The organism is Pseudomonas mercuritolerans, assembly GCF_025706525.1.
Classification (GTDB): Bacteria; Pseudomonadota; Gammaproteobacteria; order Pseudomonadales; family Pseudomonadaceae; genus Aquipseudomonas; species Aquipseudomonas mercuritolerans.
Genome location: NZ_JAMSHA010000005.1, coordinates 113,118 through 136,882 on the forward strand (window position 1 = coordinate 113,118; position 23,765 = coordinate 136,882).

At 60.1% G+C, this 23,765-nt stretch carries 25 protein-coding genes and 1 tRNA gene; 7 read left to right on the top strand and 19 right to left on the bottom strand.

What is annotated here, in order from left to right; genetic code table 11:
- The first annotated feature begins 6 nt into the window (after positions 1-6).
- Positions 7-549, top strand: a complete 543-nt coding sequence (locus ND528_RS15350; protein ID WP_263470791.1) for a DUF4142 domain-containing protein — start codon at positions 7-9, stop codon at positions 547-549.
- Positions 550-564: 15 nt separating this feature from the next.
- Here the strand turns inward: ND528_RS15350 and ND528_RS15355 are convergent, their stop codons facing one another.
- The 3 genes from ND528_RS15355 to ND528_RS15365 all read right to left on the bottom strand — a co-directional run bounded on the left by ND528_RS15355 (position 565) and on the right by ND528_RS15365 (position 3,460).
- On the bottom strand, positions 565-1,542 hold the full coding sequence (locus ND528_RS15355; RefSeq protein WP_263470647.1) for an SDR family oxidoreductase: 978 nt from the start codon (positions 1,540-1,542) through the stop codon (positions 565-567).
- An 18-nt stretch (positions 1,543-1,560) separates the two neighbouring features.
- On the bottom strand, positions 1,561-1,791 hold the full coding sequence (locus ND528_RS15360) for a hypothetical protein (RefSeq protein ID WP_071174678.1): 231 nt from the start codon (positions 1,789-1,791) through the stop codon (positions 1,561-1,563).
- A gap of 91 nt (positions 1,792-1,882) precedes the next feature.
- Positions 1,883-3,460, bottom strand: coding sequence for a histidine kinase famiy protein (locus tag ND528_RS15365; RefSeq protein ID WP_263470648.1), 1,578 nt, complete (start codon positions 3,458-3,460; stop codon positions 1,883-1,885).
- Between the two features lie 172 nt (positions 3,461-3,632).
- Here ND528_RS15365 and ND528_RS15370 point away from each other — a divergent pair, with 172 nt between their 5' ends.
- Positions 3,633-4,622 (top strand): ribonuclease Z, encoded by a 990-nt coding sequence (locus ND528_RS15370; protein WP_263470649.1) that lies wholly within the window; start codon positions 3,633-3,635, stop codon positions 4,620-4,622.
- A gap of 49 nt (positions 4,623-4,671) precedes the next feature.
- Here ND528_RS15370 and ND528_RS15375 read toward each other — a convergent pair whose 3' ends face one another.
- The 8 genes from ND528_RS15375 to dapA all read right to left on the bottom strand — a co-directional run bounded on the left by ND528_RS15375 (position 4,672) and on the right by dapA (position 11,554).
- Complete coding sequence (locus ND528_RS15375) at positions 4,672-5,181, bottom strand: ferritin-like domain-containing protein (protein ID WP_137215417.1); 510 nt, start codon at positions 5,179-5,181, stop codon at positions 4,672-4,674.
- Positions 5,182-5,258: 77 nt separating this feature from the next.
- Positions 5,259-6,143 carry a manganese catalase family protein gene (locus tag ND528_RS15380; protein WP_073472943.1) on the bottom strand — a complete coding sequence of 295 codons (885 nt, stop codon included), beginning with the start codon at positions 6,141-6,143 and terminating at the stop codon, positions 5,259-5,261.
- Between the two features lie 239 nt (positions 6,144-6,382).
- Positions 6,383-7,738, bottom strand: coding sequence for a chromate efflux transporter (chrA, locus tag ND528_RS15385; RefSeq protein WP_263470650.1), 1,356 nt, complete (start codon positions 7,736-7,738; stop codon positions 6,383-6,385).
- Positions 7,739-7,858: 120 nt separating this feature from the next.
- Positions 7,859-7,948, bottom strand: a tRNA-Ser gene (locus ND528_RS15390).
- 84 nt (positions 7,949-8,032) lie between these two features.
- Positions 8,033-8,746: a phosphoribosylaminoimidazolesuccinocarboxamide synthase gene (purC, locus tag ND528_RS15395; protein ID WP_016771262.1), complete on the bottom strand. Its 714-nt coding sequence runs from the start codon at positions 8,744-8,746 to the stop codon at positions 8,033-8,035.
- Positions 8,747-8,774: 28 nt separating this feature from the next.
- A complete protein-coding gene (locus tag ND528_RS15400; protein WP_263470651.1) occupies positions 8,775-9,536 on the bottom strand; it encodes an MBL fold metallo-hydrolase in 762 nt (253 codons plus the stop codon).
- Between the two features lie 6 nt (positions 9,537-9,542).
- A complete protein-coding gene (bamC, locus tag ND528_RS15405; protein WP_016771264.1) occupies positions 9,543-10,658 on the bottom strand; it encodes an outer membrane protein assembly factor BamC in 1,116 nt (371 codons plus the stop codon).
- A gap of 17 nt (positions 10,659-10,675) precedes the next feature.
- The gene (gene dapA, locus ND528_RS15410) at positions 10,676-11,554 is read right to left on the bottom strand and encodes a 4-hydroxy-tetrahydrodipicolinate synthase (RefSeq protein WP_263470652.1); all 879 of its coding nucleotides are present in this window, start codon (positions 11,552-11,554) and stop codon (positions 10,676-10,678) included.
- Between the two features lie 328 nt (positions 11,555-11,882).
- Between dapA and ND528_RS15415 the strand changes: the two genes are divergently transcribed.
- Both ND528_RS15415 and ND528_RS15420 read left to right on the top strand, forming a co-directional pair.
- Positions 11,883-12,443 carry a glycine cleavage system protein R gene (locus ND528_RS15415; protein ID WP_042607411.1) on the top strand — a complete coding sequence of 187 codons (561 nt, stop codon included), beginning with the start codon at positions 11,883-11,885 and terminating at the stop codon, positions 12,441-12,443.
- Between the two features lie 10 nt (positions 12,444-12,453).
- Positions 12,454-12,927 (top strand): peroxiredoxin, encoded by a 474-nt coding sequence (locus ND528_RS15420; protein ID WP_041478861.1) that lies wholly within the window; start codon positions 12,454-12,456, stop codon positions 12,925-12,927.
- A 120-nt stretch (positions 12,928-13,047) separates the two neighbouring features.
- On the opposite strand, the gene ND528_RS15425 is transcribed toward ND528_RS15420, so the two are convergent.
- Positions 13,048-14,118, bottom strand: a complete 1,071-nt coding sequence (locus ND528_RS15425; RefSeq protein WP_016771268.1) for an AI-2E family transporter — start codon at positions 14,116-14,118, stop codon at positions 13,048-13,050.
- 31 nt (positions 14,119-14,149) lie between these two features.
- Positions 14,150-14,389 carry a sulfurtransferase TusA family protein gene (locus tag ND528_RS15430; RefSeq protein WP_016771269.1) on the bottom strand — a complete coding sequence of 80 codons (240 nt, stop codon included), beginning with the start codon at positions 14,387-14,389 and terminating at the stop codon, positions 14,150-14,152.
- Positions 14,390-14,487: 98 nt separating this feature from the next.
- Between ND528_RS15430 and ND528_RS15435 the strand changes: the two genes are divergently transcribed.
- Positions 14,488-15,921 carry a M48 family metalloprotease gene (locus ND528_RS15435; RefSeq protein ID WP_212615507.1) on the top strand — a complete coding sequence of 478 codons (1,434 nt, stop codon included), beginning with the start codon at positions 14,488-14,490 and terminating at the stop codon, positions 15,919-15,921.
- A gap of 81 nt (positions 15,922-16,002) precedes the next feature.
- On the opposite strand, the gene ND528_RS15440 is transcribed toward ND528_RS15435, so the two are convergent.
- From ND528_RS15440 to rpoE, 4 genes are all read right to left on the bottom strand, one after another.
- On the bottom strand, positions 16,003-17,436 hold the full coding sequence (locus ND528_RS15440) for a DegQ family serine endoprotease (protein WP_263470653.1): 1,434 nt from the start codon (positions 17,434-17,436) through the stop codon (positions 16,003-16,005).
- 208 nt (positions 17,437-17,644) lie between these two features.
- Positions 17,645-18,610 carry a MucB/RseB C-terminal domain-containing protein gene (locus ND528_RS15445; protein WP_130910889.1) on the bottom strand — a complete coding sequence of 322 codons (966 nt, stop codon included), beginning with the start codon at positions 18,608-18,610 and terminating at the stop codon, positions 17,645-17,647.
- 8 nt (positions 18,611-18,618) lie between these two features.
- Positions 18,619-19,206, bottom strand: a complete 588-nt coding sequence (locus tag ND528_RS15450) for a sigma-E factor negative regulatory protein (protein ID WP_263470654.1) — start codon at positions 19,204-19,206, stop codon at positions 18,619-18,621.
- A gap of 30 nt (positions 19,207-19,236) precedes the next feature.
- Positions 19,237-19,818, bottom strand: a complete 582-nt coding sequence (gene rpoE, locus ND528_RS15455) for an RNA polymerase sigma factor RpoE (protein WP_003172477.1) — start codon at positions 19,816-19,818, stop codon at positions 19,237-19,239.
- A gap of 557 nt (positions 19,819-20,375) precedes the next feature.
- Here rpoE and nadB point away from each other — a divergent pair.
- The gene (gene nadB, locus ND528_RS15460) at positions 20,376-21,992 is read left to right on the top strand and encodes an L-aspartate oxidase (RefSeq protein WP_110601813.1); all 1,617 of its coding nucleotides are present in this window, start codon (positions 20,376-20,378) and stop codon (positions 21,990-21,992) included.
- On the opposite strand, the gene ND528_RS15465 is transcribed toward nadB, so the two are convergent.
- Positions 21,961-22,413, bottom strand: a complete 453-nt coding sequence (locus ND528_RS15465) for a protein YgfX (RefSeq protein WP_263470655.1) — start codon at positions 22,411-22,413, stop codon at positions 21,961-21,963. The genes nadB and ND528_RS15465 overlap by 32 nt on opposite strands.
- Positions 22,397-22,651 carry an FAD assembly factor SdhE gene (locus ND528_RS15470; RefSeq protein ID WP_007911418.1) on the bottom strand — a complete coding sequence of 85 codons (255 nt, stop codon included), beginning with the start codon at positions 22,649-22,651 and terminating at the stop codon, positions 22,397-22,399. The genes ND528_RS15465 and ND528_RS15470 overlap by 17 nt, the downstream gene beginning before the upstream one ends.
- A 149-nt stretch (positions 22,652-22,800) precedes the next feature.
- Between ND528_RS15470 and ygfZ the strand changes: the two genes are divergently transcribed.
- Positions 22,801-23,742, top strand: a complete 942-nt coding sequence (gene ygfZ / locus ND528_RS15475) for a CAF17-like 4Fe-4S cluster assembly/insertion protein YgfZ (RefSeq protein ID WP_263470656.1) — start codon at positions 22,801-22,803, stop codon at positions 23,740-23,742.
- Positions 23,743-23,765 lie beyond the last annotated feature (23 nt).

The following is a 23,765-nucleotide window of genomic DNA, read 5'->3' on the forward strand; positions in this document are numbered from 1 at the left end:
CCATTGATGCTGCGGAGATTACGCGCCATGAAATCACTCGCCGTGATATGCCTTGCGGTTCTGGCTATGAGCGTCCAGCCAAGCCATGCAGACACCATCGACGCCTTCATCGAAGAGGCGGCACAGCAAAGCCTGTTCCAGCACAACAGTTCGCGCATCGCCCTGGAAAAGGCAAGCTTGCCCGAAGTCAAAGCGTTCGCCAGACAAATGATCGCCGACCATGAGCACTTCGATAAACAAATCAGGCAGCTGGGGCAAAGCCAACATATGGTGGTTCCCGCCGAACCCTCCGTGGCATCCAAAGCCAAGCAGCTACGCCTTGAATCAAGGGACGACTCCTTCGACCGTATCTACATCGACAGCCAGGCCGAAACCCTCGAACAAAGGCTGATGCTGTTCAAGAAAGAGGCCATGTCATCGCAAAACCCGCAGCTCAAGGCGTTCGCCCAATCCGCGTTGCCGAGCATCGAGAAACAGGCAAAAACTGCCCGCGACCTGCAGGAAAAACTCAAGCCTTCCGCTGGCGCACTGAAATCCGTCAACCCCTGACCAACCGGGGAACAATCAAAGCTGTAATAGAGCTACGCCCAACAGCACGGCAATCACTGCCGATACCGCCAGCACTTGAGTCGAAGTCAAGGCCAGCGCCGCGTCCTTTGAGCGGCCGATAAAGCGGCCACGGGTCTGATGCCGATCCGGCTGCGCTTCGAACAGGTTGTCCGGGTGCTCGTTGTCCTCAGGCTCATTGGTCTGCTGACCGGACCATGCACTTCGCGCCATCAAACGGTCGAGAAGACCGGGCATGACCGATTGGCCAATAATCGCTTTGATCGTCGATCCACCGAGCCAAAGCTCACGAGGCGGGTGCCTGACCACACTGAAAATCGCTCGCGCCGCGACGTCGGGGTCATGGATCGGTGGCACCGGTTGCGCACGCTTGGGCAATTTGTTGCGCGCCCAGTCGAACTGCGGCGTGTTGATCGCCGGCAACTGCACCATGCACACGCGAATATGGCTGCGCTCATGCAGCAACTCACAGCGCAATGAATCAGTAAAACCGCGTACAGCGAACTTCGCCCCGCAATAGGCGGCCTGCAACGGAATCGCGCGATAGGCCAATGCCGAGCCGACCTGGATGATCAGGCCCTTGTTGCGCGGACGCATCAACGACAGCGCCGCCAAGGTGCCGTGAACCGTGCCGAGATAGGTCACCTGAGTGACGCGCTCGATCTCGGCGGCAGACAATTGATCTATCGGCGAAAGCACTGTGACCATCGCCGCGTTGACCCAGACTGCCAGCGGTCCGAGCATGGCTTCCAGTTGCTGCGCGGCCTCCTGCACGGCGAGCGCATCGGCGACATCGACGCTGACGGTTTCAACCTGCACGCCATACGCTTGCAGCTCCTCTTGCGTGGCAGCCAGTCCCGCCGGATCACGCGCCAACAGGCCGATGCGGTAGCCGCCAGCGGCAAACCGGTGGGCCACTGCGCGACCCACGCCAGCACTGGCGCCGGTTATCACTACCAACGGTTGCTCCCGCATGGATCGCCCTCCCGGCGGTCAATCAATCGGCCCGATATTGATCATCAGGTCATCGCCCAGCCCTTGCACCTTGGCCAGCACGTCCACCGGCGTTTCGCTGGAAAAATGCACAACATAGCCCATGCCGCTGCCATCTTCTTCGATTGCACTGACCCACGACTCCACCTCGTCAGCATCCAGCCCCAGCGCCTGGCCGAACTGGCGGTTGCGGTGATCGGAATCGGTTTCGTCCATCGGATAATCGCTCATTGCCAACATCTCCTCGGGGACTGGTTCCCTCAATGAATGCTCAACGTGGTCTTAAGGATGGACGCCGGCCCCGCGCCGACAGTTCGTTTTTTTAATCGAGCATCGAGCGCAGCTTGCGCAACAGATCCACCGGCGCGTAGGGCTTGGCAATCAATTCGAACTCATTGTCAGCCAGCTCATTGGGCGCCGACTCGTCCGCGCAGTAGCCGGTCGTCAGCAGGATCTGCATGGCCGGATAGCGCTGGCTGATTTCCCGCGCCAGTGCCAGCCCGTTCATCTCTCCGGGCATGACCAGATCGGTGAAGACCAGCTCATAGTCGCTACTCCGCAGCGCGGCCAGTGCCTCGCTCGCGTCTGCAGCGATGGTGATCCGGTAACCCTGTTCGGACAGTACGAAGCGCGCCAGTTCAGCGACTTCGGCGCGATCCTCGACGATCAGGATGCGCTCCGTGCCCTTGAGACTTTCTGCGGTTTCAGCGGAGCCAGGTGCCGATAGCTGACTGTCATCCGCCGGGAAGAACAGGCGCACCGTGGTGCCGAGCCCCGGCGCCGATTCGATTTTGACCACACCGCCGGATTGCTTGACGAAACCGTAGACCATCGACAAACCGAGGCCGGCACCGTTGCCCTCCTCCTTGGTGGTGAAAAACGGTTCCATCACTTTGTCGAGATCGTCAGCGGCAATGCCCACGCCGTTATCGGCAATCGCGATGCAGACGTAACGCCCCGCCGCCAGTCCGCCCTGGTGCGGGTCCGTCGCGTCCGGGACAACGACGTTGCGGGTCTGCACGGTGATCTCTGGCTGCGGTTGCCCCAGCAGGGCGTCACGGGCATTGGACAGTAGATGATTGAGCGCCATCTCGGCCTGCGCCGGGTCGAGCCGGCAATTCCACAAGTCCTCGGCCAGTTCGAATCGCGGCTCCAGATCGGCGGATTCATGCGTCGGCAGCGCAGAGCGCTCAAGCATGGCATTGAGATTGATCACTCGGCCTTCGAGCCTTTGCCGGCGGGAAAACGCCAGCAGATGCTGGGTCAGCAGGCGTGCTTTCTCTGCCGCCGCGCGGGCGTGACCGGCGCCTACCACAATGCGCTGCGGATCGATGCTCGGCCGCTTGGCGGTGTGCTGGATCAGCTCGATGTAGCCGATCATCACTTGCAACAGATTGTTGAAATCGTGGGCAATGCCACCGGTCAACTGGCCCAGCGCTTCCATGTTCTCGCTGTAGCGCAGACCGTCCTCGGCGTCGCGTCGGCGGCTGACGTCCATTTGCGAGGCGAAGAAATACACCAATTGTCCGCGCTCGTTGAAAAGCGGCGCGATGAACAGCTCGTTCCAGAACGACGAGCCGTCCTTGCGATAGTTGAGCACCTCCACGCAGGTTTCGTGTTGATGTTTGAGCGCTTGCTTGACCCGTTGCAACACGGCGCGATCAGTCTGCTCGCCTTGCAGAAATCTGCAGTTGCGCCCGAGCACTTCTTCCAGCTCGTAGCCGCTGAGTTCAAGAAACGCATTGTTGGCAAAAATGATGGGATCGTCGGGCTGCGCAGGATCGGTGACAATCATGGCCATGCGGCTGACCTGCACCGCCGCGAAAAACACATCTTTGCGTTCTTGCGAAAGGGTCGCCGCATCGGCGCGGTCGACGATCGGCCTGGATTTTCTGGGCAATTTGACCTCCGCTGAGTTACTGCCGTTTCGCTGTGACCATCATCTGCGAGCGTAGTGCCAAGGCCGGACGCCGATAGCGCGGGCGTCCGATGAATTGCCGCAGAACATCGACGGATCCGAATCGTGTCGCTGATTGTCGAAAGCTCACCGAGGTCCGCCAGGGAGAACCACCGTGGATTTGTTGTTTCTGGGCACGTCTGCCGGCGTGCCGACCCGCCAGCGCAATGTCAGCGCAACGGCATTGATCGCTTCTGCCGGCAAAGGCTGGTACCTGATCGATTGCGGCGAAGGCACTCAGCATCAGGTGCTGCGCACGCCGCTGTCACTGAGTGAATTGCGGGCGATTTTCATCACTCATGTGCACGCCGATCACTGCCTGGGCTTGCCAGGTCTGCTGGCGAGCACCGGCATGTCCGGACGCACGCGGCCGCTGGACATTATTCTGCCGGCGGCGCTGCAGCCGTGGCTGAGAATGAGCCTGGAGGTGACGCAATCGCATCTGCCCTTCGAGATCAACCTGCACGCTGTGGAAACGCTTACCGAATGGCGCAACTTCAACGTTCAGGTGCAGACCGTCGAGTTGTCCCACCGTGTGCCGTGTCATGGTTATGTGTTTACCGAGTCCGACCCGGAGCCGCGTCTGGACGTGGGGCGCCTGGATGCCGAGGGCATCGAACGCGGCCCGCTCTGGGGTCAGTTGGCCCATGGTCAGGATGTGGAGGTTGACGGGCGAATGCTGCACGCTCGCGACTATCTGCTGAGCGCGCGACCTGATCGGCGCATCATCGTCTGCGGCGACAACGATCGGCCGGCACTGCTGGCAGAAGTGGCGCAATCGGCGGATGTGCTGGTGCATGAAGCGACATTCGTGCAGGCAGCAATCGACCGCGCTCGTGCCAGTTACGGCCACAGTAGCGCCGCCGCTGTCGCCGGATTTGCCGAGGCCGCCGGTGTGCGCAATCTGGTGCTGACGCACTTCAGCGCGCGCTATCAGGCCAACCCGGCGGTGAGTCCGTCGATCGAAGATGTGCGCAGTGAAGCGGCGGCGCTGTATAACGGCCAACTGATTCTGGCGCGGGATCTGCAGCGCTATCACCTCGACCGCTTTGGGCATTTGCAGCCCGTGGCAATCGAGCGCAAAGCGATGGAAATCGCGCCGTAGCTTTGATACCGCGTCCGCCCGCTCGGCAGGCGGACGCTGGTGGGCAGGGTTACTTCTTGGCTTCCTTGTCCGGATCCGCCGAGCGTTCCAGAAACGCTTCGGTCAGTTGCGGCAAATGCTTGAGCAGCCATTCAGCCATGGCCACTTCCTGCGGCAGAATCTGTTCGCAGGCCTTCTGCGTCTGCGTGTCCCCCGCCGCTTTAGCCGCTGCGATCAACACGGTATAGCTGGCGACCTCCATGTTCTCGAAAACGTAGCCGGCCATGGCGCCCTTGATCACTTCATCGCTCATCAAGGAGCCGCCAACAGCCTGACCGAACGCCATCAATTTGCCGCCCAGGTCTTTCATCGTCGAGGATTCACCGCCCAGACGTTGCAGGCATTCGTCGATGAGTTTCTGCTGGCCGAGGGTTTCTTCGATGTGCTGATCGATGCGCGCCTTGAGCTGCGGGTAATGTTCCAGACGCTTGGATTGTGCCTTGAGCATTTGCTCGGCCTGTTGCTCCATGGCATGGGCGTCACGCAGCCAGTCGAGCAGGTTTTCCTGTGGAGTAGCCATTGTCGAGTCCTCTTCTTGATGATTTCACAGTGATCAACCGGGGCGCGCCGGCTGATGTCCGGCGCGCCCCACGTGTCTTACAAACCAGGCTTGGCCTGCGCGCCGGAGCCCAGATCCGCACCGGTGACCGGCTCGCTGTTGGGGTCGGACATGGTGCGCATCTTCATGTTTTCCAGCAGCGCTTCGTCGGCGCTGTCCAGTTGCACGGTGGCCAAGCCATCACCGCCGTCGACCGCCGGCGTTGGGCTTTCGACGAACTCCCAATCGTCGCCCTGATTCCACGGGCCGCGCATGCTTTCGGTGCCTTGCGACATGTTGAAGTAGACGTTGGTGAACTCAGGCATGCCGGGCAGCTTGCCTTGCGGGAAGTTTGGCTGAATCGAATGCAGGGCTTTTTCGAACGACAACTGGTGCGCAATCTCACGGGTCATCAGAAAGCCCAATGCTTCTTTTACGCCGGGATCATCGGTGACGTTCATCAAGCGCTCATAGACGATTTTCGCCCGCGCTTCAGCGGCGATGTTGGAGCGCATATCGGCGGTGGGCTCGCCGATGGTATCGACGTACGCCGCCGTCCAGGGCACGCCGGCCGAGTTGGTCAGCGGCGAACCGGCACCGTAGAGCAGGCTGGTGATATGCGAGTCATTGCCGTTGCCATTGAGCGAGCGATACAGCTCGCCTTCTTGCTCGACGCCTTCAGCCATCCGGCCTTTTGCGCCCTTGTTGAGCATGACGATGATCGAGCCAATGATCTCCAGGTGACTGAGTTCTTCAGTGGCGATGTCCATCAGCAGGTCTTTGCGTCCCGGATCGTCCTCGGCCAGGGCTTGCGTGAAATAGCGCGAAGCCGCCGCCAGTTCACCTTGTGCGCCGCCAAACTGCTCGAGCAACAGATTGGCCAGCCCCGGATTGGGCTCGGCGACACGAACGGTGTATTGAAGTCGCTTGTTATGTAGAAACATGACAAATCTCCTCAGTCGGATAAGCGTGGCAAGTCGTGGGTTAAAAGCCTGCCTACCCTTTTGTGAAGCATTGTCTGTGCGAAAATTTCAAAAAAATCGTGGGGACAGGACAAATGGTTTGAACCGTGCGAGCAAGCGAAGCGGGGGTGTACCGCTGGGGATATTCGCACTGGAACGACTGGAACTTATTGCCGGAATCGAGTCTCCAGCGCGCGATTCGATTTCCGGCGCCGCGATCACTAACGCAGCAGATGCACCACCAACCCGACCAGCGCACAGCCCAGCAACACCTGAATCACTCCGCGCTTGAAGCGAAACAGCGCAATGGCCGCGGCAAGCGCACTCAACGCCGACGGCCAGTCCAGGCTGCCGCTGAAGCCTTGCGGCCAGAGCACGTGGTAGCCGAAGAAACACGCCAGATTGAGAATCACGCCGACCACCGCAGCGGTGATCGCGGTCAGTGGGGCGGTGAATTTGAGTTCGTCGTGCGTCGACTCCACCAGCGGGCCGCCGGCGAGGATGAACAGGAAGGAAGGCAGAAAGGTGAACCACGTCACCAGTGCGGCAGCGACCGCTCCGGCGAGAAACACCTGATCGGCGCCGAACACCTGCGTCACATAAGCGCCGACAAAACCGACAAACGCCACCACCATGATCAGCGGCCCCGGTGTGGTTTCGCCCAGCGCCAAGCCGTCGATCATCTGCGTCGGGGTCAGCCAGCCGTAGTGCCCAACCGCACCTTGATAGACATAGGGCAGCACCGCATAAGCTCCACCGAAGGTGAGCAGCGCTGCCTTGGTGAAGAACCAGCTCATCTGCGTCAACGTGCCCTGCCAGCCGAATAGCGCGGTCAATACTCCCATCGGCAACGCCCAAAGCGCGGCACCGATCACGGCGAGCGTGGCCAGTTTCGTCCAGCTGAAACGGGCATGGGCCGGGGTTGGCGTGTCGTCGTCAATCAACGCCGCGCCGAAAGACTTCTTCGCTGCGCTATGCCCGCCGGCCCTGAATTTCTCCGGTGCCAGTCGACCGCCGAAATAACCAATCACCGCCGCACCCAGCACGATCAACGGGAACGGCACATTGAACGCAAAAATCGCGGTAAACGACGCCGCCGCAATCGCCCACAGCCAATTGTTCTTCAGCGCCCGCGAACCGATGCGATGCGCCGCCTGCACGACAATGGCCGTCACCGCAGGCTTGATCCCGTAAAACAGCCCGGCGACCACCGGCACTTCACCGAAGGCGATATAGAGCCACGACAGGAAAATCAGGATGAACAGCGAAGGCAACACGAACAACGCCCCGGCCACAATCCCGCCCCAGCTCCGATGCATCAGCCAGCCAATGTAAGTCGCCAACTGCTGCGCCTCAGGCCCGGGCAGCAACATGCAATAGTTCAAGGCATGCAGAAAACGCCGCTCGGAAATCCAGCGCCGCCGCTGGACCAACTCCTGGTGCATGATCGAAATCTGCCCGGCCGGCCCGCCAAAACTGATAAAGCCCAGCTTCAACCAGAACCAGAACGCCTCGCGCAGACTCACGGCCTGCGGCCTAACGTCGTCATCACCCACCAACGGCTGAACTTCACTCATCGAGCTGTTCCTTTTATGCAGTCGGCAGGTTGTACCTGAAAAGCCTCACGAACAAAACGCCAGAAACGAAAAAGCCCCCGTAATCAGTAACGATTACGGGGGCTTCGTCTTGTTCAATAATGGCGGAGAGATAGGGATTCGAACCCTAGGTACCGGTGAAGGTACAACGGATTTCGAATCCGTCCCATTCGGCCACTCTGGCATCTCTCCAACGGCGCGCATCATAACAACACTTTCGTTGGTTGCGAACCCCCCAAACGAAATTTTTTCCGTGCTATCAGATGCTTGCGTCGATTAAAGCGGTACGCCCAGACGAGCGGCGACTTCTTCGTAGGCTTCGATGACGTCACCGAGGCCCTGGCGGAAGCGGTCCTTGTCCATCTTCTTCTTGGTGTCCTTGTCCCACAGACGGCAGCCGTCCGGGCTGAACTCGTCGCCGAGGACGATGGAACCGTCGCTGAACACGCCAAACTCAAGCTTGAAGTCGACCAGCAGCAGGCCGGCGTCGTCGAACAGTTTGCTCAGGACTTCGTTGACCTTGAGCGACAGTTCCTTCATGCGCGCCAGTTGCTCGGCGGTGCCCCAACCGAACGCTACGACGTGGGATTCGTTGATGAACGGGTCGCCCTTGGCGTCGTCCTTCAAGAACAGTTCGAATGTGTACGGGTTGAGCTTCATGCCCTCCTCGACGCCCAGACGCTTGACCAGGCTGCCGGCGGCGTAGTTACGCACGACGCATTCCACCGGGATCATGTCGAGCTTCTTCACCAGGCATTCGTTGTCGCCCAGCAGTTTGTCGAACTGGGTCGGCACGCCGGCCGCTTCGAGCTTCTGCATGATGAAGGCGTTGAACTTGTTGTTCACCATACCTTTGCGATCGAGCTGTTCGATGCGCTTGCCGTCGAACGCCGAAGTGTCGTTGCGAAACAGCAGGATCAAGCGGTCAGCGTCGTCGGTCTTGTAAACCGATTTGGCTTTGCCGCGGTAGAGTTCTTCACGTTTTTCCATGATGGGCTCCGCTTGCTAAGTAGGTGGGCTAGGCGATGTGGCGCCAGTCGAGCCCTGAATCTTGATCGGCCAGTTGCAGCCAGTCCGGGTCGCACCCGAGGGTGTCGACAAAACATTGCCGGGCCAGCTGCGGCAGGTTGTTCTTGCTGCTCAGATGGGCCAGGACCAGGTGTTGCAAACCCTGCCAGCCCAACTCGGCCACCAGGAATGCCGCCTGATGGTTGTTCAGATGTCCGCGTTCGCCGCCTACCCGCTGCTTGAGAAAGTACGGGTAGTGACCACGGGCCAGCATGTCGCGGCAATGGTTCGACTCGATCATCAATGCATCGAGGTCCCGATAGCCGTCCAGCACCCGCTCGCAGAACGACCCCAGGTCGGTCAGCAGGCCGAAACGTCGCTGATCCTGATCACTGAAGACGTACTGGGTCGGCTCCTGCGCGTCATGGGCCACGGCAATGACCCCGACGTTCAGTGCGCCGATCTGCAGTTGTTCGCCGCCGGCCAGAAAGCCTGCCGGTTCCAGCGGTTTGCGCATCCCGCGCAGCGTGCCGCGACTGAGGTAGACCGGCAGATTGTAGCGCCGAGACAGCAAACCCACGCCATGCACGTGGTCGGCATGTTCGTGGGTCACAAGTATCGCGCTCAGTTGCGCCGGGTGCACACCCAGGCGCAACAGACGTCTTTCGGTTTCCCGCAGGGAAAAACCACAATCCACCAGCACGTACGTATCAGCACTGGCGATCAGCGTGCCGTTCCCTTGGCTACCGCTGCCGAGAACGGCAAAACGCATATCGGATCAGCCCAGGTTGTCCTGAATCACGCTCAACACTTTACGCGCGACATCGGCCGGCGCGACGGTGTTGATGTTCTTTTCGACGGTAACCTGGATGTTCTCGCCCACCTTGCTCAGGCGAACCTGATAACGCTCGGCGCGGGCTTCGACTTCTTCCTTGCTCGGCGCACTGCCGAACAGGCTGCTGAAGAAGCCAGGCTTGTCGTCTTTCTTCTCGGCTTTTTCGGCCAGGTTGATGTAGTAAAGGCCCAGGCTGCGGTTGATGTCTTCAACGCGCCATTCGCCCTGTTCCAGCGCACGGCCGACGCTCGACCAGGCGCGGTCCAGATCGGTACCAACGTTCAACACCGGGTTGCCGCTGCCGTCTTCGTTCAGGCTGACACGGCTCGGCGCATCGAAATCACGCGAGGCCAGCATCGACACCGAACCGCCCTTCTCGGAGGTGCGGCTCATGCTCGCGAGCATGTCGTCGACCAGCGCAGCGTCCAGGCCAGTGTTGACCGAACGGTTGGTGAAAGCCACGTCGGCCGTGCTGCCGGCAGGACGCTCGGCGCTGACCACGTAGATCTCACTGGTGTTGCGCTGCACGCCCGGCTCGATGCGCACACGCACGCGGGTTTCGCTGTCGCTGGCGATACCGGCCGCACTCAGGCGTTTGGCCATCGACGCGGACAACTCGTCGGAGTGCTGCCAGGTGGTGGTGAATTCACCGGTCTGCGGACGCTGTTCATCCAGACGGAAACCGTTGTCCTGGAAGAACTGCAACGCCACTGGCCAGACTTCGGCCGGTGGGTGCTGGGCCACGACCCAACGCGAATCACCGCTCTTCTGCAGCGAGTAATCGGTGGCATCGGCAACCGCCGACAGCGGCTGAGGACGCGGCACGACGTATTCGCCCGTCGCGGTGTCATCGGCCACGTTGCGCGGGATCGGCAACAGCGGATCGAGGCGCTTGGCAGTGCTCACATCCGGTGGCAATTGCATCGGTGCAGTCTGTTGCGCTTGCAGGTAATCGCTTCCACGGTCGCGGAAATAACCTTCCGGCCCCCAGACCCATCCGCAGCCACTGGTGCTGGAGATAATCAAGGCAAGTGCGGAAAGTCCGGCCATTCGCTTCATGCGTTGTACTTCCTCAATTAAACCAGGACGCTGCACTGGCGCAGGGCCGAGCGCAGCGTTTCATGACAAGGGGTGCTCAGCCAGGTCAGTGGCAGGCGGATGCCTTCGTGCATCAGGCCCATTTCGACCAAAGCCCACTTCACCGGAATCGGGTTGGCTTCGATGAACAGGTCCTTGTGCAGCGGCATCAGTTTTTCGTTGATTGCGCGTGCGGTATCGGCGTCGCCCTTCAGCGCAGCCTCGCACAGGTCAGCCATTTCGCGCGGGGCGACGTTGGCGGTGACCGAGATGTTGCCTTTGCCGCCCAGCAGGATCAGCTCGACAGCGGTCGGATCATCGCCGGACAGCACGATGAAATCCTTGCTCACGCCATCGATGATCGCTTTGGCGCGCTTGAGGTCGCCGGTAGCTTCCTTGATGCCGATGATGTTCGGCACGGTGGACAGGCGAATCACCGTCTCGGCCTGCATGTCGCAGGAGGTGCGGCCGGGAACGTTGTAGAGAATCTGCGGAATGTCGACCGCTTCAGCGATGTGCTTGAAGTGCTGGTACAGACCTTCCTGGGTCGGCTTGTTGTAATAAGGAACCACCAGCAGGCAGGCATCGGCGCCGGCGGCCTTGGCGTTGCGGGTCAGCTCGACGGCTTCGCGGGTCGAATTGGCGCCGGTGCCGGCGATGACCGGAATGCGCCCGGCAACCTGTTTGACCACGGCTTTGATGACGGCGATGTGCTCTTCTACATCAAGGGTGGCCGACTCGCCGGTAGTACCGACGGCGACGATGGCATGGGTGCCGTTCTTGAGGTGGAAGTCCACGAGTTTGCTGAGGCTGTCCCAGTCAAGACGCCCTTGTGCATCCATGGGAGTGACCAGTGCCACCATACTGCCCGCAATCATGAAACCGCTCCTGCCGGAAAAAGAGAGCGGTAATGGTACTGGCGCCAAGATGCTTGCACAAGCGAAGTACTGCGCCGCCGCCATTCCCCTTGGCGCCGCTTTTCGCTACCCTTCAGACTTTGATCGGTACAGATCAGCTTGTACGCCGGGTTTCAGCCTCCCCTTTCGGCCTCCCAGGCCCCGTTCCTGCGTCGCATCGACGCGCTCCCGCACAGTGGAGCGAGCCGCGATCGCTGGCCGGGTCTCTTTTTACGGACCGCCAGAACAGGCACTCCCGGCTACCAATGCCCGTCAACCTACCGACCGCTCATCGCTTTAGGAATGCTGCATGTCCACCCCCACAGTTCGCGAACAATTCCTTGTCATCAGTGCCCTCGGCGCCAACCCCATGGAGCTGACCAACGTCCTGTGCCGCGCCAGCCATGAAAACCGCTGCGCCGTCGTCACCTCTCGCCTGACCCGCCACGGCGAGTGCAGCGCCCTGGTGCTGGAAGTTTCCGGCAGCTGGGACGCCCTCGCGCGCCTCGAAGGCAGCCTGCCGTTGCTGGCCAAGCGTCATGCTTTCACTGTCAACGTGGTGCGCAGCGCCGCTCTGGAAAATCGTCCGCAAGCGCTGCCTTACGTGGCTTACGTCAGCTCGGCGTATCGCCCGGACATCATCAATGAGCTGTGCCAGTTCTTCATGGACCATAACGTCGAGCTGGAAAACCTCACCTGCGACACTTATCAGGCGCCTCAGACCGGCGGCACCATGCTCAACGCCACGTTCACCGTGACCCTGCCGGCGGGCACCCAGATCAGCTGGCTGCGCGATCAGTTCCTCGACTTCGCCGATGCGATGAACCTGGATGCCCTGATCGAGCCTTGGCGCCCACAAAACCCAATGTAAGGAAGCTTTCATGGCCGTTGTCATCGACCAACCGGTTGCGGATTTCACCGCGCCTGCGACCAGCGGGCAGACCGTCAGCCTGTCCGAACTCAAGGGCAAGCAAGTGGTGATCTACTTCTACCCGAAGGACAGCACCCCGGGCTGCACCACTCAGGGCCAGGGCTTTCGTGATCAATATGCGGCTTTCAAGGCTGCCAACACCGAAGTCTTTGGCATTTCCCGCGACAGTCTGAAGTCGCATGAAAACTTCAAAGGCAAGCAGGAATTTCCGTTCGAGCTGATCAGCGACAAGGACGAGGCGGTTTGCCAGTTGTTCGACGTGATCAAGCTGAAGAAGCTGTATGGCAAGGAATACCTGGGCGTTGATCGCAGCACTTTCCTGATTGATAAGGACGGCGTGCTGCGTCAGGAATGGCGTGGTGTGAAAGTGCCGGGGCATGTTGATGCCGTGCTGGCGGCGGCTGAGGCTCTGAATAAAGCCTGATGTTTTTGCTGCGTCTGTAAAGACGCCTTCGCGAGCAGGCTCGCTCCCACAGTTGAAATGTAATCACCGCGGGAGCGAGCCTGCTCGCGAATAGCCTCTCTGTAAAATCCGGATCAACCGCTAAAGCAACGGCGCCACCACCGGCTCCTTGCGCGGCCACGCATCGAGCACAGCCTTGAACAGCGTCGCCAGCGGGATCGCAAAGAACACGCCCCAGAATCCCCACAACCCGCCAAACAACAGCACCGCGCAGATGATTGCCACCGGATGTAGATTCACTGCTTCCGAAAACAGCAACGGCACCAGCACGTTGCCGTCCAGCGTCTGAATGATCCCGTAGACCGCCATCAGGTAGATGAACTGATCGCTCCAGCCCCACTGGAACAGCGCAATCAGCAGCACCGGTACGGTCACCACCACCGCACCGACATACGGCACCACCACCGACAAGCCGACCAGCAACGCCAGCAGCGCCGCGTAATTCAGGCCCAGCGCGATGAAGGCGATGTAGGTCACGCCGCCGCAAATCACGATCTCGATGCCTTTGCCACGTATGTAATTGGCGATCTGCCGGTTCATTTCCTGGGCGACGCGGGTGATCAGCGCGCGCTCGCGGGGCAGATAGCCGCGCACCCACTCGCCGATCATCGCCCGATCCTTGAGGAAGAAGAACACCAGAATCGGCACCAGCACCAGGTAGATCATGATGTTCACCAGCAGCGGCAGACTCGACAACGAGAAAGTCAGTGCCCACTGACCGAACTTGCCAATCTCGCCCCGCGCCGCTTCGATCGCCTGCAAGACTTGCTCGTCAGACACCAGATGCGGATAGCGCTCGGGCAATAGAAGCAGCAGCGATTGCCACTTGGCGAGCATGCCCGGCAACTCGTTGAACAGCGTGATCAACTGATGCCACAGCAATGGCAGCACCACCACGATGAACAGCATCAGCGCGCCCATGAACAGCGCAAACACCAGCCCCACCGCCACCCCGCCCGGCACGCGCAGCCGCTCGAGCGTCACCACCAGGCCCTGCATCAGATACGCCAGCACCATCCCGGCCAACACCGGCGCAAGCATGCCGCCGAGGGTGAGCACGGCGGTGAAGGCCAGAAACAGCAGCACTGCCAGCACCACGGCTTCTTCATCGGAGAAGTAGCGCTGAATCCAGTCGCGTAACACTTTGAACATCAATAATCCCTTCGATTTTTAGCGCGGCGCTTCAGGCTTTTTTCAACCAGTAACGGTAGACGCCAGCCTCGTCTTCTTCGCGCAACAGCGCATGACCGGCGAGTTTGGCAAAGGTACGGAAGTCGCGTTGCGAGCCGGCATCGGTAGCGATCACCTTGAGCACAGCGCCACTTTGCAGTTTGTTGAGTTCCATTTTTGCCTTGAGCAACGGCAACGGACAGTTCAGGCCACTGGCGTCCAATTCTACGTCATGGGCTACAGCGTCAGTCATTGCGTCACTCCGGTTCGGGTTGTCGAGCTGCCTAGAATATCTGGTCGCGGCTTCGGTGTCCGGCTACAGTAAGGTCTTTGTCCTCCAAGGCTTTGTGCATGACTTTTCTGCGCCCTACCCTGCTGACGCTCGCTTGCCTGCTCGCCTCACCAGGCTTTGCCGACGATCTGCCGTCACTCGGCGACGCCAGTTCTGCCATCGTCTCACCGCAACAGGAATACCAGCTCGGCCGCGCCTGGCTGGCCATGCTGCGCAGCCAGGTTTCCCAGCTCAACGATCCGCAACTCAAGGATTACGTCGAATCCAGCGTCTACAAGCTGGTGGAGACCAGTCAGGTCTCCGACCGACGTCTGGAATTCATCCTGATCAACAGCCCGCAACTCAACGCCTTCGCAGCGCCGGGCGGCGTGGTCGGGGTCAACGGCGGCCTGTTCCTCAACGCCCAGACCGAAGGTGAATACGCCTCGGTGCTCGCTCACGAATTGGCGCACTTGTCGCAACGCCACTTCGCTCGCGGCGTCGAAGCCTCACAAAGAATGCAGGTGCCGATGATGGCCGCGTTGCTGGCGGGTATCGTCATCGCGGCGGCAGGCGGCGGTGATGCCGGTATCGCCACCATCGCCGGCACCCAGGCTGCGGCGTTGCAGGAACAACGGCGCTTCTCACGGCAGAACGAACAGGAGGCCGACCGTATCGGCATCCTCAATCTGGAAAAGGCCGGGTACGACCCGCGCTCGATGCCGACCATGTTCGAGCGTCTGATGCGCCAATACCGCTTCGATGCCAAGCCGCCGGAATTCCTCCTGACTCACCCGGTCACTGAATCGCGTATCGCCGACACCCGCAACCGCGCCGAGCAGGCGAAACCGGGCGGCATCGAAGACAGCATGCGCTACCAGTTGATCCGCGCGCGGGTACAGTTGATCTACGAGGAAACCCCGGGGCTGGGCGCCAAGCGTTTCCGCGCCCTGCTCGATGAGAATCCGAAAAACGACGTGGCGCGTTACGGCCTCGCCATCGCCCAGATCAAGGGCGGCCAGCTCAATGAAGCGCGGGAGAACCTCAAGCAACTGCTGGCCAAGTCACCCAACGAGATCATCTACAACCTCGCTCAGGTCGATCTGGACATCACCAACAATCGCCTGCCCGATGCGCAGTCACGGGTCGACCGCATGCTTGCGCAGTTCCCGGGCAACTATCCGCTGAATCAGGTGCGCGTCGATCTGCTGCTGAAACAGAATCGCGCCGCCGATGCCGAGAAGGCACTCGACAGCCTGCTCAAGTCGCGCCCGGATGATCCGGACGTCTGGTATCAGGTTGCTGAAACCCGCGGTTTGTCGGGCAACATCATCGGCCTGCATCAGGCGCGCGCCGAGTATTTTGCACTGGTCGGCGATTACCGCCAGGCCATTCAGCAGTTGGACTTCGCCAAGCGCAAGGCGGGCAACAACTTCCCGCTGTCCTCGCGCATCGATGCCCGCCAGCGCGAACTGATGGAGCAGGAGCGTATGGTCAAGGACATGATGGGCTGAGTCTTTCCCGACTAAGACAAAAACTGCAGACACAAAAAAACCGCCTCTTTCGAGGCGGTTTCGTTTTACCTGCCTGCTGGCTTATTCCACCAGTTTGAAGGTGATGAAGCTGGCACGGCCCTGACGCAGCACGCGCATCGACACCGAACGGTTCTTCGGCAACGCCTTGGCGATGTCGGTGAACTCCTTGGCCGAGCCGATGGCCTGGTTGTTCAGGTGGGTGATCACGTCACCCGGTTGCAGACCGATCAGGGCCGCAGGACCGTCCTGCACTTCCTTGATCACCACACCGCCTTTGAGGTCGTAGGTTTTCTTCTGCTCGGCGGTCAATTCACCAACCGCAACACCGAGGCGGTTGCTGCTGCTTTCAGCGCCGGATTTCGGCAGCGCGTCCAGCTCTTTGTCCTCGTCCGGGATTGCGCCGACGGTCAGCTCGACGTTCTTGCGCTTGCCTTCACGAATCACTTCCAGATTGGCTTTGGCGCCAGCCTTCAGCGCGCCGACCAGATGCGGCAGATCGGCAGACATGACGATCGGCTGACCGTTCATGCTCAGGATCACGTCGCCAACCTGCAGGCCGCCCTTGGCCGCAGGGCCGTCATCCTGGATCTGCGCTACCAGCGCGCCAGCTGGCTTGTCCAGACCGAACGACTCGGCCAGATCCTTGTTCACTTCCTGAATGACCACGCCCAGCCAGCCACGGCTGACCTTGCCACCGCTCTTGAGCTGATTGGAAACGTCCATCGCCACGTCGATCGGAATGGCGAACGACACGCCCATGAAGCCACCGGAGCGGGTGTAGATCTGCGAGTTGATGCCGACCACTTCACCGTTCAGGTTGAACAGCGGGCCACCGGAGTTGCCCGGGTTGATCGGCACGTCGGTCTGAATGAACGGCACATAGTTTTCGTTCGGCAGGCTGCGACCGACGGCGCTGACGATGCCTTGGGTCACGGTGTGGTCAAAGCCGAATGGCGAACCGATTGCGACGACCCACTGGCCGGCCTTCAAGTCCTGGGATTTGCCGAGCTTGAGCACTGGCAGATCCTTGCCTTCGATTTTCAGCAACGCCACGTCAGAACGTGGGTCGGTGCCGACCAGTTTGGCTTTCATCTCACTGCGATCAGCCAGACGGACGAGGATTTCGTCAGCATCGGCGATCACGTGGTTGTTGGTGAGGATGTAGCCATCCGGCGAAATGATGAACCCCGAACCCAGCGATTGCGCTTCACGCTGGCGGCCATCGCCACGTGGCGAGCGCTGCTGAGGCGGCATGCCGCGCTCGAAGAATTCGCGCAGCATCGGTGGCAGGCCTTCCAGATCCGGCATCTGCTGGTTGACGCGACGGTCCGGCAGTTTCTGCGTGGTACTGATGTTCACCACCGCGGGCGACGCTTGTTCGACCAACTGGGTGAAATCAGGCAGATCGGCCGCTTGCGCAGCAGGGACCGCCTGACCGAGCAACAGCACGGTGGCGAAGATGGAAAGGTAAGACTTCAAACTTGGTATCGACATACAGCTCCCGTTACGACGAGCAGGGTTAAGCGATATGGAGCAAAGGAACACCGGAAACCACAGACCGGCATTTTTGTTCCGGGAACAACAAACAAGGCCAGAGCCGTGAGGCTCTGACCTATAAAAAATTTTCAGGGGTTTTGCAAATGAAAATGCTCAGCAAACATTTCGACGTCTCGACGACGAAGTGGAAATGACTGAAATCAGCTCACTGCTTGCTGGTCGCAGCGCCATCGTTGTTACGCATCGATAGAGCGATTCGTTCGGCGGTGCCAATCGGAATTTCACCGACCACCGTGACCATCATTTCACCCTGCGGCGTGGTCAGGCGACGGGATACCGCGACGGTCGGGCCCAACTGAGTGCGGGTGTCAGTGACGGTTGCGCCATTCAACGGTTCAAGGAACACCGAGAAACGCGCCAGACCATCGTCATACATCAGGCTGCTGACTTGGGTCTTGGTCTGCGCATCCTTGTGCGAACTGCTGCTGGTCAGCTCAAAGCCTGGCGGGAGCCAGTCCGAACGCCAGTTTTGCACGGTTTTAGCTGCAGAAGCCTTGTCGCTTGCAATGTTGATCGGCTTGCAATCAGGGTCCGCCAACAAGTCCTTGTCCGACGGGATTTCATCCGTGTCGAGGCTGGTGAACTGGAAACGCTCGAGCAACTGCCCTTTGTCATTCAACAGCAACGACTTGAGCGGCAGCCCGGTTCTCTTGTCCAAATGCAACTCGAAACCGTAACGGTGCTGATCACGAGGGGTCAACGAGACGATCACTGCCTCACGGCCAGCCACGCGCGACTTGCCAATGACGGCAAGGTCATACCAATTCTTCAGCTTTTTGGGATCCAGCGCACGGGCGGCAGCGTTGGGTGAGTCACCCAATCCCGCAATCAGGGTGCCGCTGACGCATTGAGTACGTCCATCAATGCGCACGACTTCCTGAGCCGAGCCGTCGAGCTGCAATAACCGCTCGCGGACCTGGCCATTCTGGACGCGATGCCAGATGTTGTGCGTGGAAAAACTGCCGTTGCGCTCGTAAACGAAAGTGCCGTGGAAGCTTTGCTGCTGCTCGGCCTGGCCCAGACGGGTCAACCAGTCCTGGGCCTCGTCAGCGTGGGCTGGAACAACGAACCAGCCACTGAGCAGAAGCGAAAGTAGAGGGATGGCGCGCATGATCCTCCTTAACGGTTTTCCAGGCTTGCGGCACGTGCGTATGGCAGCGCGCTTTCAGTTCCTTTGAGTGCAGCCTGCTGAGCGTGCTGACGCAGGTAGCCTGGCAGACGCTGGTCATGCCAGCCTGGCTGACCTTGCAGAACGCCGTTAGCCATAGGGCCAGTCACTTCCGAGCTTTCGCTGTAACCAGCCAGAACTGCCGGACCCTTGACCTGTGGAGTGGCCAGAGTAGGCTGATTCGACTGCTGGGCCAGTTCAACACCGGCGATTTCGTCCTGATTGTACAGGCGAACACCGGCCAGAACGGCCACGGTCACCGAAGCGGCAACAGCGAGGCGACCCAAGTTGCGCCATGGGCTGCGGGATACTTTGGCCGGAGCCGTTTCGTCTTCCAGCGCAGCGGACACTGCCGCAGCGATATCCAGACGCGGAAGCAGCAGATCCTTGTGCATGGCTGCCCGAGCGATCTGGTAACGAGCCCAGGTCTCACGGGTATCTACATCATCCAGTGCGCTGAGCACTCGACGCAATTCCAGTTCGTCCGCTTCGTTATCCATCACTGCGGACAGCGATTCCTGCAGGGCTTCACGACTCATGGCGTTCCTCTCTTGGCTGTCGCCGCTGTCTCAGTTTTCCTGCAACAACGGTTGCAGGGCTTTATCGATGGCCTCCCGAGCGCGGAAAATCCGGGAGCGCACGGTCCCCACCGGACACTGCATGACGCTCGCAATGTCCTCGTAACTCAGACCATCGAATTCACGTAAAGTTAAAGCCGTACGCAAATCCTCTGGCAGTTGCTGGATGGTCCGATGGACAGTGCCTTCGATCTCATCCCGCAGCAATGCACGTTCCGGTGATTCGAGATCCTTGAGGCCGTGATCGCCATCGTAGAACTCTGCATCCTCTGAACTTACATCGCTATCCGGCGGCCGACGGCCGCGGGAAACCAGGTAGTTCTTTGCCGTGTTAATGGCAATACGGTACAGCCACGTATAAAACGCACTGTCACCGCGGAAATTTCCAAGTGCCCGATACGCCTTGATAAAGGCTTCCTGAGCAACGTCCTGGGCTTCATGGGTGTCGTGCACAAAACGCACGATCAACCCGAGAATTTTGTGCTGATATTTCAGCACCAGCAGATCGAAAGCTCGCTTGTCGCCACGCTGTACGCGTTCGACCAGCTGCTGATCCTCTTCCTGGGTTAGCATGAACACTCCTCGATAAGCCCGGAGGAGACTTGCATTACTAAACGACCAGACTTGCAAACATAGACTCGGGCTTTTCGCAAAAGTTCTCCCCCTCCAAGCAAGTTTCCTGCGGGCTCTGATTTGGCACGCACGAAAAACGCAGCGCGGGTTGAACCGGCTGCGCGAATAATCTTGTTATCGGTTTCGCCGGCAGGAATCCAAACGCAGATTCCGCACTGAAGCCGACACTGTCCCTGGTTTCTGGCACCGTCTATTGATCTTGGGCCTTTGGCAAAAGTTCCAATTATTTATAGCCGTACCCACCTGACATTGCGCAACCCTGCTCGGAAAAGACTGTTTCAGCGCCGATACAGGTGTCTATTCCCGAAACCGCCGGAAAAAACTTCCGACGAAGCACAGCGCTTTTTAATGCGCAGTAGTCTCACAATGCCATCTGGGCCCGGCTATTGTGCCGCCCAACCCCTCTATATACTAGTGGGCTGTGTGGCTGTCTTGACTCGCCGATCCAGCTGTCTTGCGCCAACCCCGACCCGGGTCGCTTTGAGCGGAATCCTGAAATGAGCCAACAGTTCCAACACGATGTTCTGGTGATTGGCAGCGGTGCTGCCGGTTTGACTCTCGCTTTGACCTTGCCCGGTCACCTGCGCATTGCCGTATTGAGCAAAGGCGATCTCGCCAACGGTTCGACCTTCTGGGCCCAGGGCGGCGTTGCCGCCGTGCTCGACGATACCGACACTGTCGAATCCCATGTCGACGACACCCTCAATGCGGGCGGCGGCTTGTGCCATGAAGACGCCGTACGCTTCACCGTCGAGCACAGCCGCGAGGCCATTCAATGGCTGATCGACCAAGGCGTACCGTTCACCCGCGACGAACAGTCCGGCACTGAAGACGGTGGTTTCGAATTTCACCTGACCCGCGAAGGTGGCCACAGCCATCGACGCATCATCCATGCTGCCGACGCCACCGGCGCGGCGATCTTCAAGACCTTGCTGGCCCAGGCCAAAGAGCGTGAAAACATCGAATTGCTGGAACAACGCGTCGCCGTCGATCTGATCACCGAACGCCGCTTGGGCATGGAAGGCGATCGTTGCCTGGGCGCTTACGTGCTGAACCGCGCCACGGGCGAAGTGGACACCTACGGCGCACGTTTCGTGATTCTGGCTTCGGGCGGCGCGGCCAAGGTCTACCTTTATACCAGCAACCCCGACGGCGCCTGCGGTGACGGCATCGCCATGGCCTGGCGTTCCGGTTGCCGCGTGGCGAATCTGGAATTCAACCAGTTCCACCCGACCTGCCTGTATCACCCGCAAGCCAAGAGTTTCCTGATTACTGAAGCGCTGCGCGGCGAAGGCGCGCATTTGAAGCTGCCCAACGGCGAGCGCTTCATGTATCGCTTCGACAAACGAGCGGAGCTGGCGCCTCGTGACATCGTCGCGCGGGCCATCGACCATGAAATGAAGCGTCTGGGTGTCGACTGCGTTTATCTGGACATCAGCCACAAGCCTGAATCGTTCGTCAAAAGCCACTTCCCGACTGTTTATGAGCGCTGCCTGGGCTTCGGCATCGACATCACCAAACAACCGATCCCGGTGGTCCCCGCCGCGCACTACACCTGTGGCGGGGTGATGGTCGATCAGCACGGTCGCACCGATGTACCCGGCCTCTACGCCATCGGCGAAACCAGTTTCACCGGTCTGCACGGCGCCAACCGCATGGCCAGCAACTCGCTTCTCGAATGCTTCGTTTATGCCCGTTCGGCAGCGGCGGACATTCTTGCGCAACTCGATGACGTTGCGGCGCCAAGCGCCCTGCCCGTCTGGGACGCCAGCCAGGTCACCGACTCGGATGAAGACGTGATCATCGCGCACAACTGGGACGAGTTGCGCCGATTCATGTGGGACTACGTCGGCATCGTGCGCACCAACAAGCGTCTGCAACGGGCGCAGCACCGGGTGCGTCTGCTGCTGGATGAGATCGATGAGTTTTACAGCAACTATAAAGTCAGCCGCGACCTGATCGAGTTGCGCAACCTGGCACAGGTTGCCGAATTGATGATCAGCTCAGCCATGGAACGCAAGGAAAGTCGCGGACTGCATTACACCCTCGACTATCCGGATATGCTGCCCGAAGCGCTCGACACTATTCTGGTGCCGCCCACCTACGCCGGCTGAACTTGAGCCGCACTCGCAGGCGTCGGTGCAGATCCGCCGCCTGCGAGTCACGTGGCACGCAGATCGATCTGACCCGCCACTCTCCGCGCAGACGAAAGCGCAGCACCACAATCAATGGCAGCGCCAGACTGTCCGGGCGCAGTTGCACCGCTTGCCAGCCATCAGCCTGATTCCACACCTGCCAGCCATCGCCATCGCGGCGCAAGCCGCAAAATGCTTGCGGATGACTCAGCAAAATCTGCCGTGGCAGCACCCAAAAACCATGCAGCGCACAGGCGCAAGCGCCGAGCAGACTGGCCCAGAGTGGAATCGACAGCAGAAACAACGAGCCCATGGCGAACGCCTGGGCCTGCAGATACGCCGCCAGCAACTGCCGTGAGGCATGCCAGCGGCATTCGAACGTATTACTTGGGCTGGACACGATCCAGAATCATCCGGACCATGCGTTGCAGCTCGGGGTCTTCCGACTCGCTGCGCTCCATGAACCAGCCGAACATGTCCTGATCCTCACAGGTCAGCAAACGCACGTACAGATCGCGATCCACTTGATTCAACGTCGCGTAAACCTCCTGCACGAACGGCACCAGCAGCACGTCAAGCTCAAGCATGCCGCGACGGCTGTGCCAAAAGAGGCGATTCAGTTCAACTTGTTCGACCATGGAGCCCTCCCGAATTTGCCGGGCAGTATACAGCCCCGGCGCGGGCCGCACAGTCGGCTTTGGTCGGGGACCCCTGATCCTTTATCAACTACCCATTTCAACCCTGCCCCCTTATGATGTGCCCCAGTCTATTTACCCTGCGATGACCCATGGCCGATTCTGCTTTTTTCTGCACCCTGTCTCATGAAGGCGTACTCGCGGTTCGCGGTGCGGACGCCGGAAAATTCCTGCAAGGCCAGTTGACCTGCAATATCAATTACCTGAGCGACACCCGCGCCAGCCTTGGCGCCCGCTGCACGCAGAAAGGCCGGATGCAGTCGAGCTTCCGCATCCTGCTTGAAGGTGACGGCGTGGTGATGGCGATGGCCAGCGAGCTGCTCGAGCCGCAACTGGCCGACCTGAAAAAGTACGCGGTGTTCTCCAAATCGAAACTGACCGATGAAAGCGCCGCCTGGGTGCGCTTCGGTCTGGCGCATGGCGATGCAGCCCTGACCAGCCTCGGTCTGGCACTGCCCGCCGAAACCGACAGCGTTGTGCGCCATGAAGGCCTGATCGCAATTCGCGTTTCGCCCGAGCGCGCCGAACTCTGGGTGCCTGCCGCTCAGGCGCCAAACATTCAAAGCCAACTGTCGACCGCGCTACCTGAGGCCGAACTGAATCAATGGCTGCTGGGCCAGATCCGCGCCGGTATCGGTCAGGTCATGCCTTCCACTCGCGAACTGTTCATCCCGCAGATGCTCAATCTGCAGGCGGTCGGCGGGGTGAGCTTCAAGAAAGGCTGCTACACCGGCCAGGAAATCGTTGCGCGCATGCAGTACCTGGGCAAGCTCAAGCGTCGGCTGTACCGCTTGCGCCTCGAAGCAGCAGAGTTGCCGGAGCCCGGCACTCAGTTGTTCGCGCCCAGCCATAACAGCTCGATCGGCGAAGTGGTGCTGGCGGCCAATGCCGAGGGAAACATTGAACTCCTGGCCGTGTTGCAGGCCGAAGCTGCCGAAGCCGGTGATTTGCGTCTGGGCGCCCTCGAAGGCCCCGCGTTGCACGTGCTCGACCTGCCTTACGAACTGGATCGCGACCGCGAAATCCAGCGTTGATCGCAGCATTGTTGCAACACCCT

What these genes read in the sequence shown, in the direction of transcription:
- ND528_RS15350 (WP_263470791.1), top strand. Translation starts at nt 7, where the DNA reads ATGCTGCGGAGATTACGCGCCATGAAATCACTCGCCGTGATATGCCTT.
- ND528_RS15355 (WP_263470647.1), bottom strand. Translation starts at nt 1,542, where the DNA reads ATGCGGGAGCAACCGTTGGTAGTGATAACCGGCGCCAGTGCTGGCGTG.
- ND528_RS15360 (WP_071174678.1), bottom strand. Translation starts at nt 1,791, where the DNA reads ATGAGCGATTATCCGATGGACGAAACCGATTCCGATCACCGCAACCGC.
- ND528_RS15375 (WP_137215417.1), bottom strand. Translation starts at nt 5,181, where the DNA reads ATGGCTACTCCACAGGAAAACCTGCTCGACTGGCTGCGTGACGCCCAT.
- ND528_RS15380 (WP_073472943.1), bottom strand. Translation starts at nt 6,143, where the DNA reads ATGTTTCTACATAACAAGCGACTTCAATACACCGTTCGTGTCGCCGAG.
- chrA (WP_263470650.1), bottom strand. Translation starts at nt 7,738, where the DNA reads ATGAGTGAAGTTCAGCCGTTGGTGGGTGATGACGACGTTAGGCCGCAG.
- purC (WP_016771262.1), bottom strand. Translation starts at nt 8,746, where the DNA reads ATGGAAAAACGTGAAGAACTCTACCGCGGCAAAGCCAAATCGGTTTAC.
- ND528_RS15400 (WP_263470651.1), bottom strand. Translation starts at nt 9,536, where the DNA reads ATGCGTTTTGCCGTTCTCGGCAGCGGTAGCCAAGGGAACGGCACGCTG.
- bamC (WP_016771264.1), bottom strand. Translation starts at nt 10,658, where the DNA reads ATGAAGCGAATGGCCGGACTTTCCGCACTTGCCTTGATTATCTCCAGC.
- dapA (WP_263470652.1), bottom strand. Translation starts at nt 11,554, where the DNA reads ATGATTGCGGGCAGTATGGTGGCACTGGTCACTCCCATGGATGCACAA.
- ND528_RS15415 (WP_042607411.1), top strand. Translation starts at nt 11,883, where the DNA reads ATGTCCACCCCCACAGTTCGCGAACAATTCCTTGTCATCAGTGCCCTC.
- ND528_RS15420 (WP_041478861.1), top strand. Translation starts at nt 12,454, where the DNA reads ATGGCCGTTGTCATCGACCAACCGGTTGCGGATTTCACCGCGCCTGCG.
- ND528_RS15425 (WP_016771268.1), bottom strand. Translation starts at nt 14,118, where the DNA reads ATGTTCAAAGTGTTACGCGACTGGATTCAGCGCTACTTCTCCGATGAA.
- ND528_RS15430 (WP_016771269.1), bottom strand. Translation starts at nt 14,389, where the DNA reads ATGACTGACGCTGTAGCCCATGACGTAGAATTGGACGCCAGTGGCCTG.
- ND528_RS15435 (WP_212615507.1), top strand. Translation starts at nt 14,488, where the DNA reads ATGACTTTTCTGCGCCCTACCCTGCTGACGCTCGCTTGCCTGCTCGCC.
- ND528_RS15440 (WP_263470653.1), bottom strand. Translation starts at nt 17,436, where the DNA reads ATGTCGATACCAAGTTTGAAGTCTTACCTTTCCATCTTCGCCACCGTG.
- ND528_RS15445 (WP_130910889.1), bottom strand. Translation starts at nt 18,610, where the DNA reads ATGCGCGCCATCCCTCTACTTTCGCTTCTGCTCAGTGGCTGGTTCGTT.
- ND528_RS15450 (WP_263470654.1), bottom strand. Translation starts at nt 19,206, where the DNA reads ATGAGTCGTGAAGCCCTGCAGGAATCGCTGTCCGCAGTGATGGATAAC.
- rpoE (WP_003172477.1), bottom strand. Translation starts at nt 19,818, where the DNA reads ATGCTAACCCAGGAAGAGGATCAGCAGCTGGTCGAACGCGTACAGCGT.
- nadB (WP_110601813.1), top strand. Translation starts at nt 20,376, where the DNA reads ATGAGCCAACAGTTCCAACACGATGTTCTGGTGATTGGCAGCGGTGCT.
- ND528_RS15470 (WP_007911418.1), bottom strand. Translation starts at nt 22,651, where the DNA reads ATGGTCGAACAAGTTGAACTGAATCGCCTCTTTTGGCACAGCCGTCGC.
- ygfZ (WP_263470656.1), top strand. Translation starts at nt 22,801, where the DNA reads ATGGCCGATTCTGCTTTTTTCTGCACCCTGTCTCATGAAGGCGTACTC.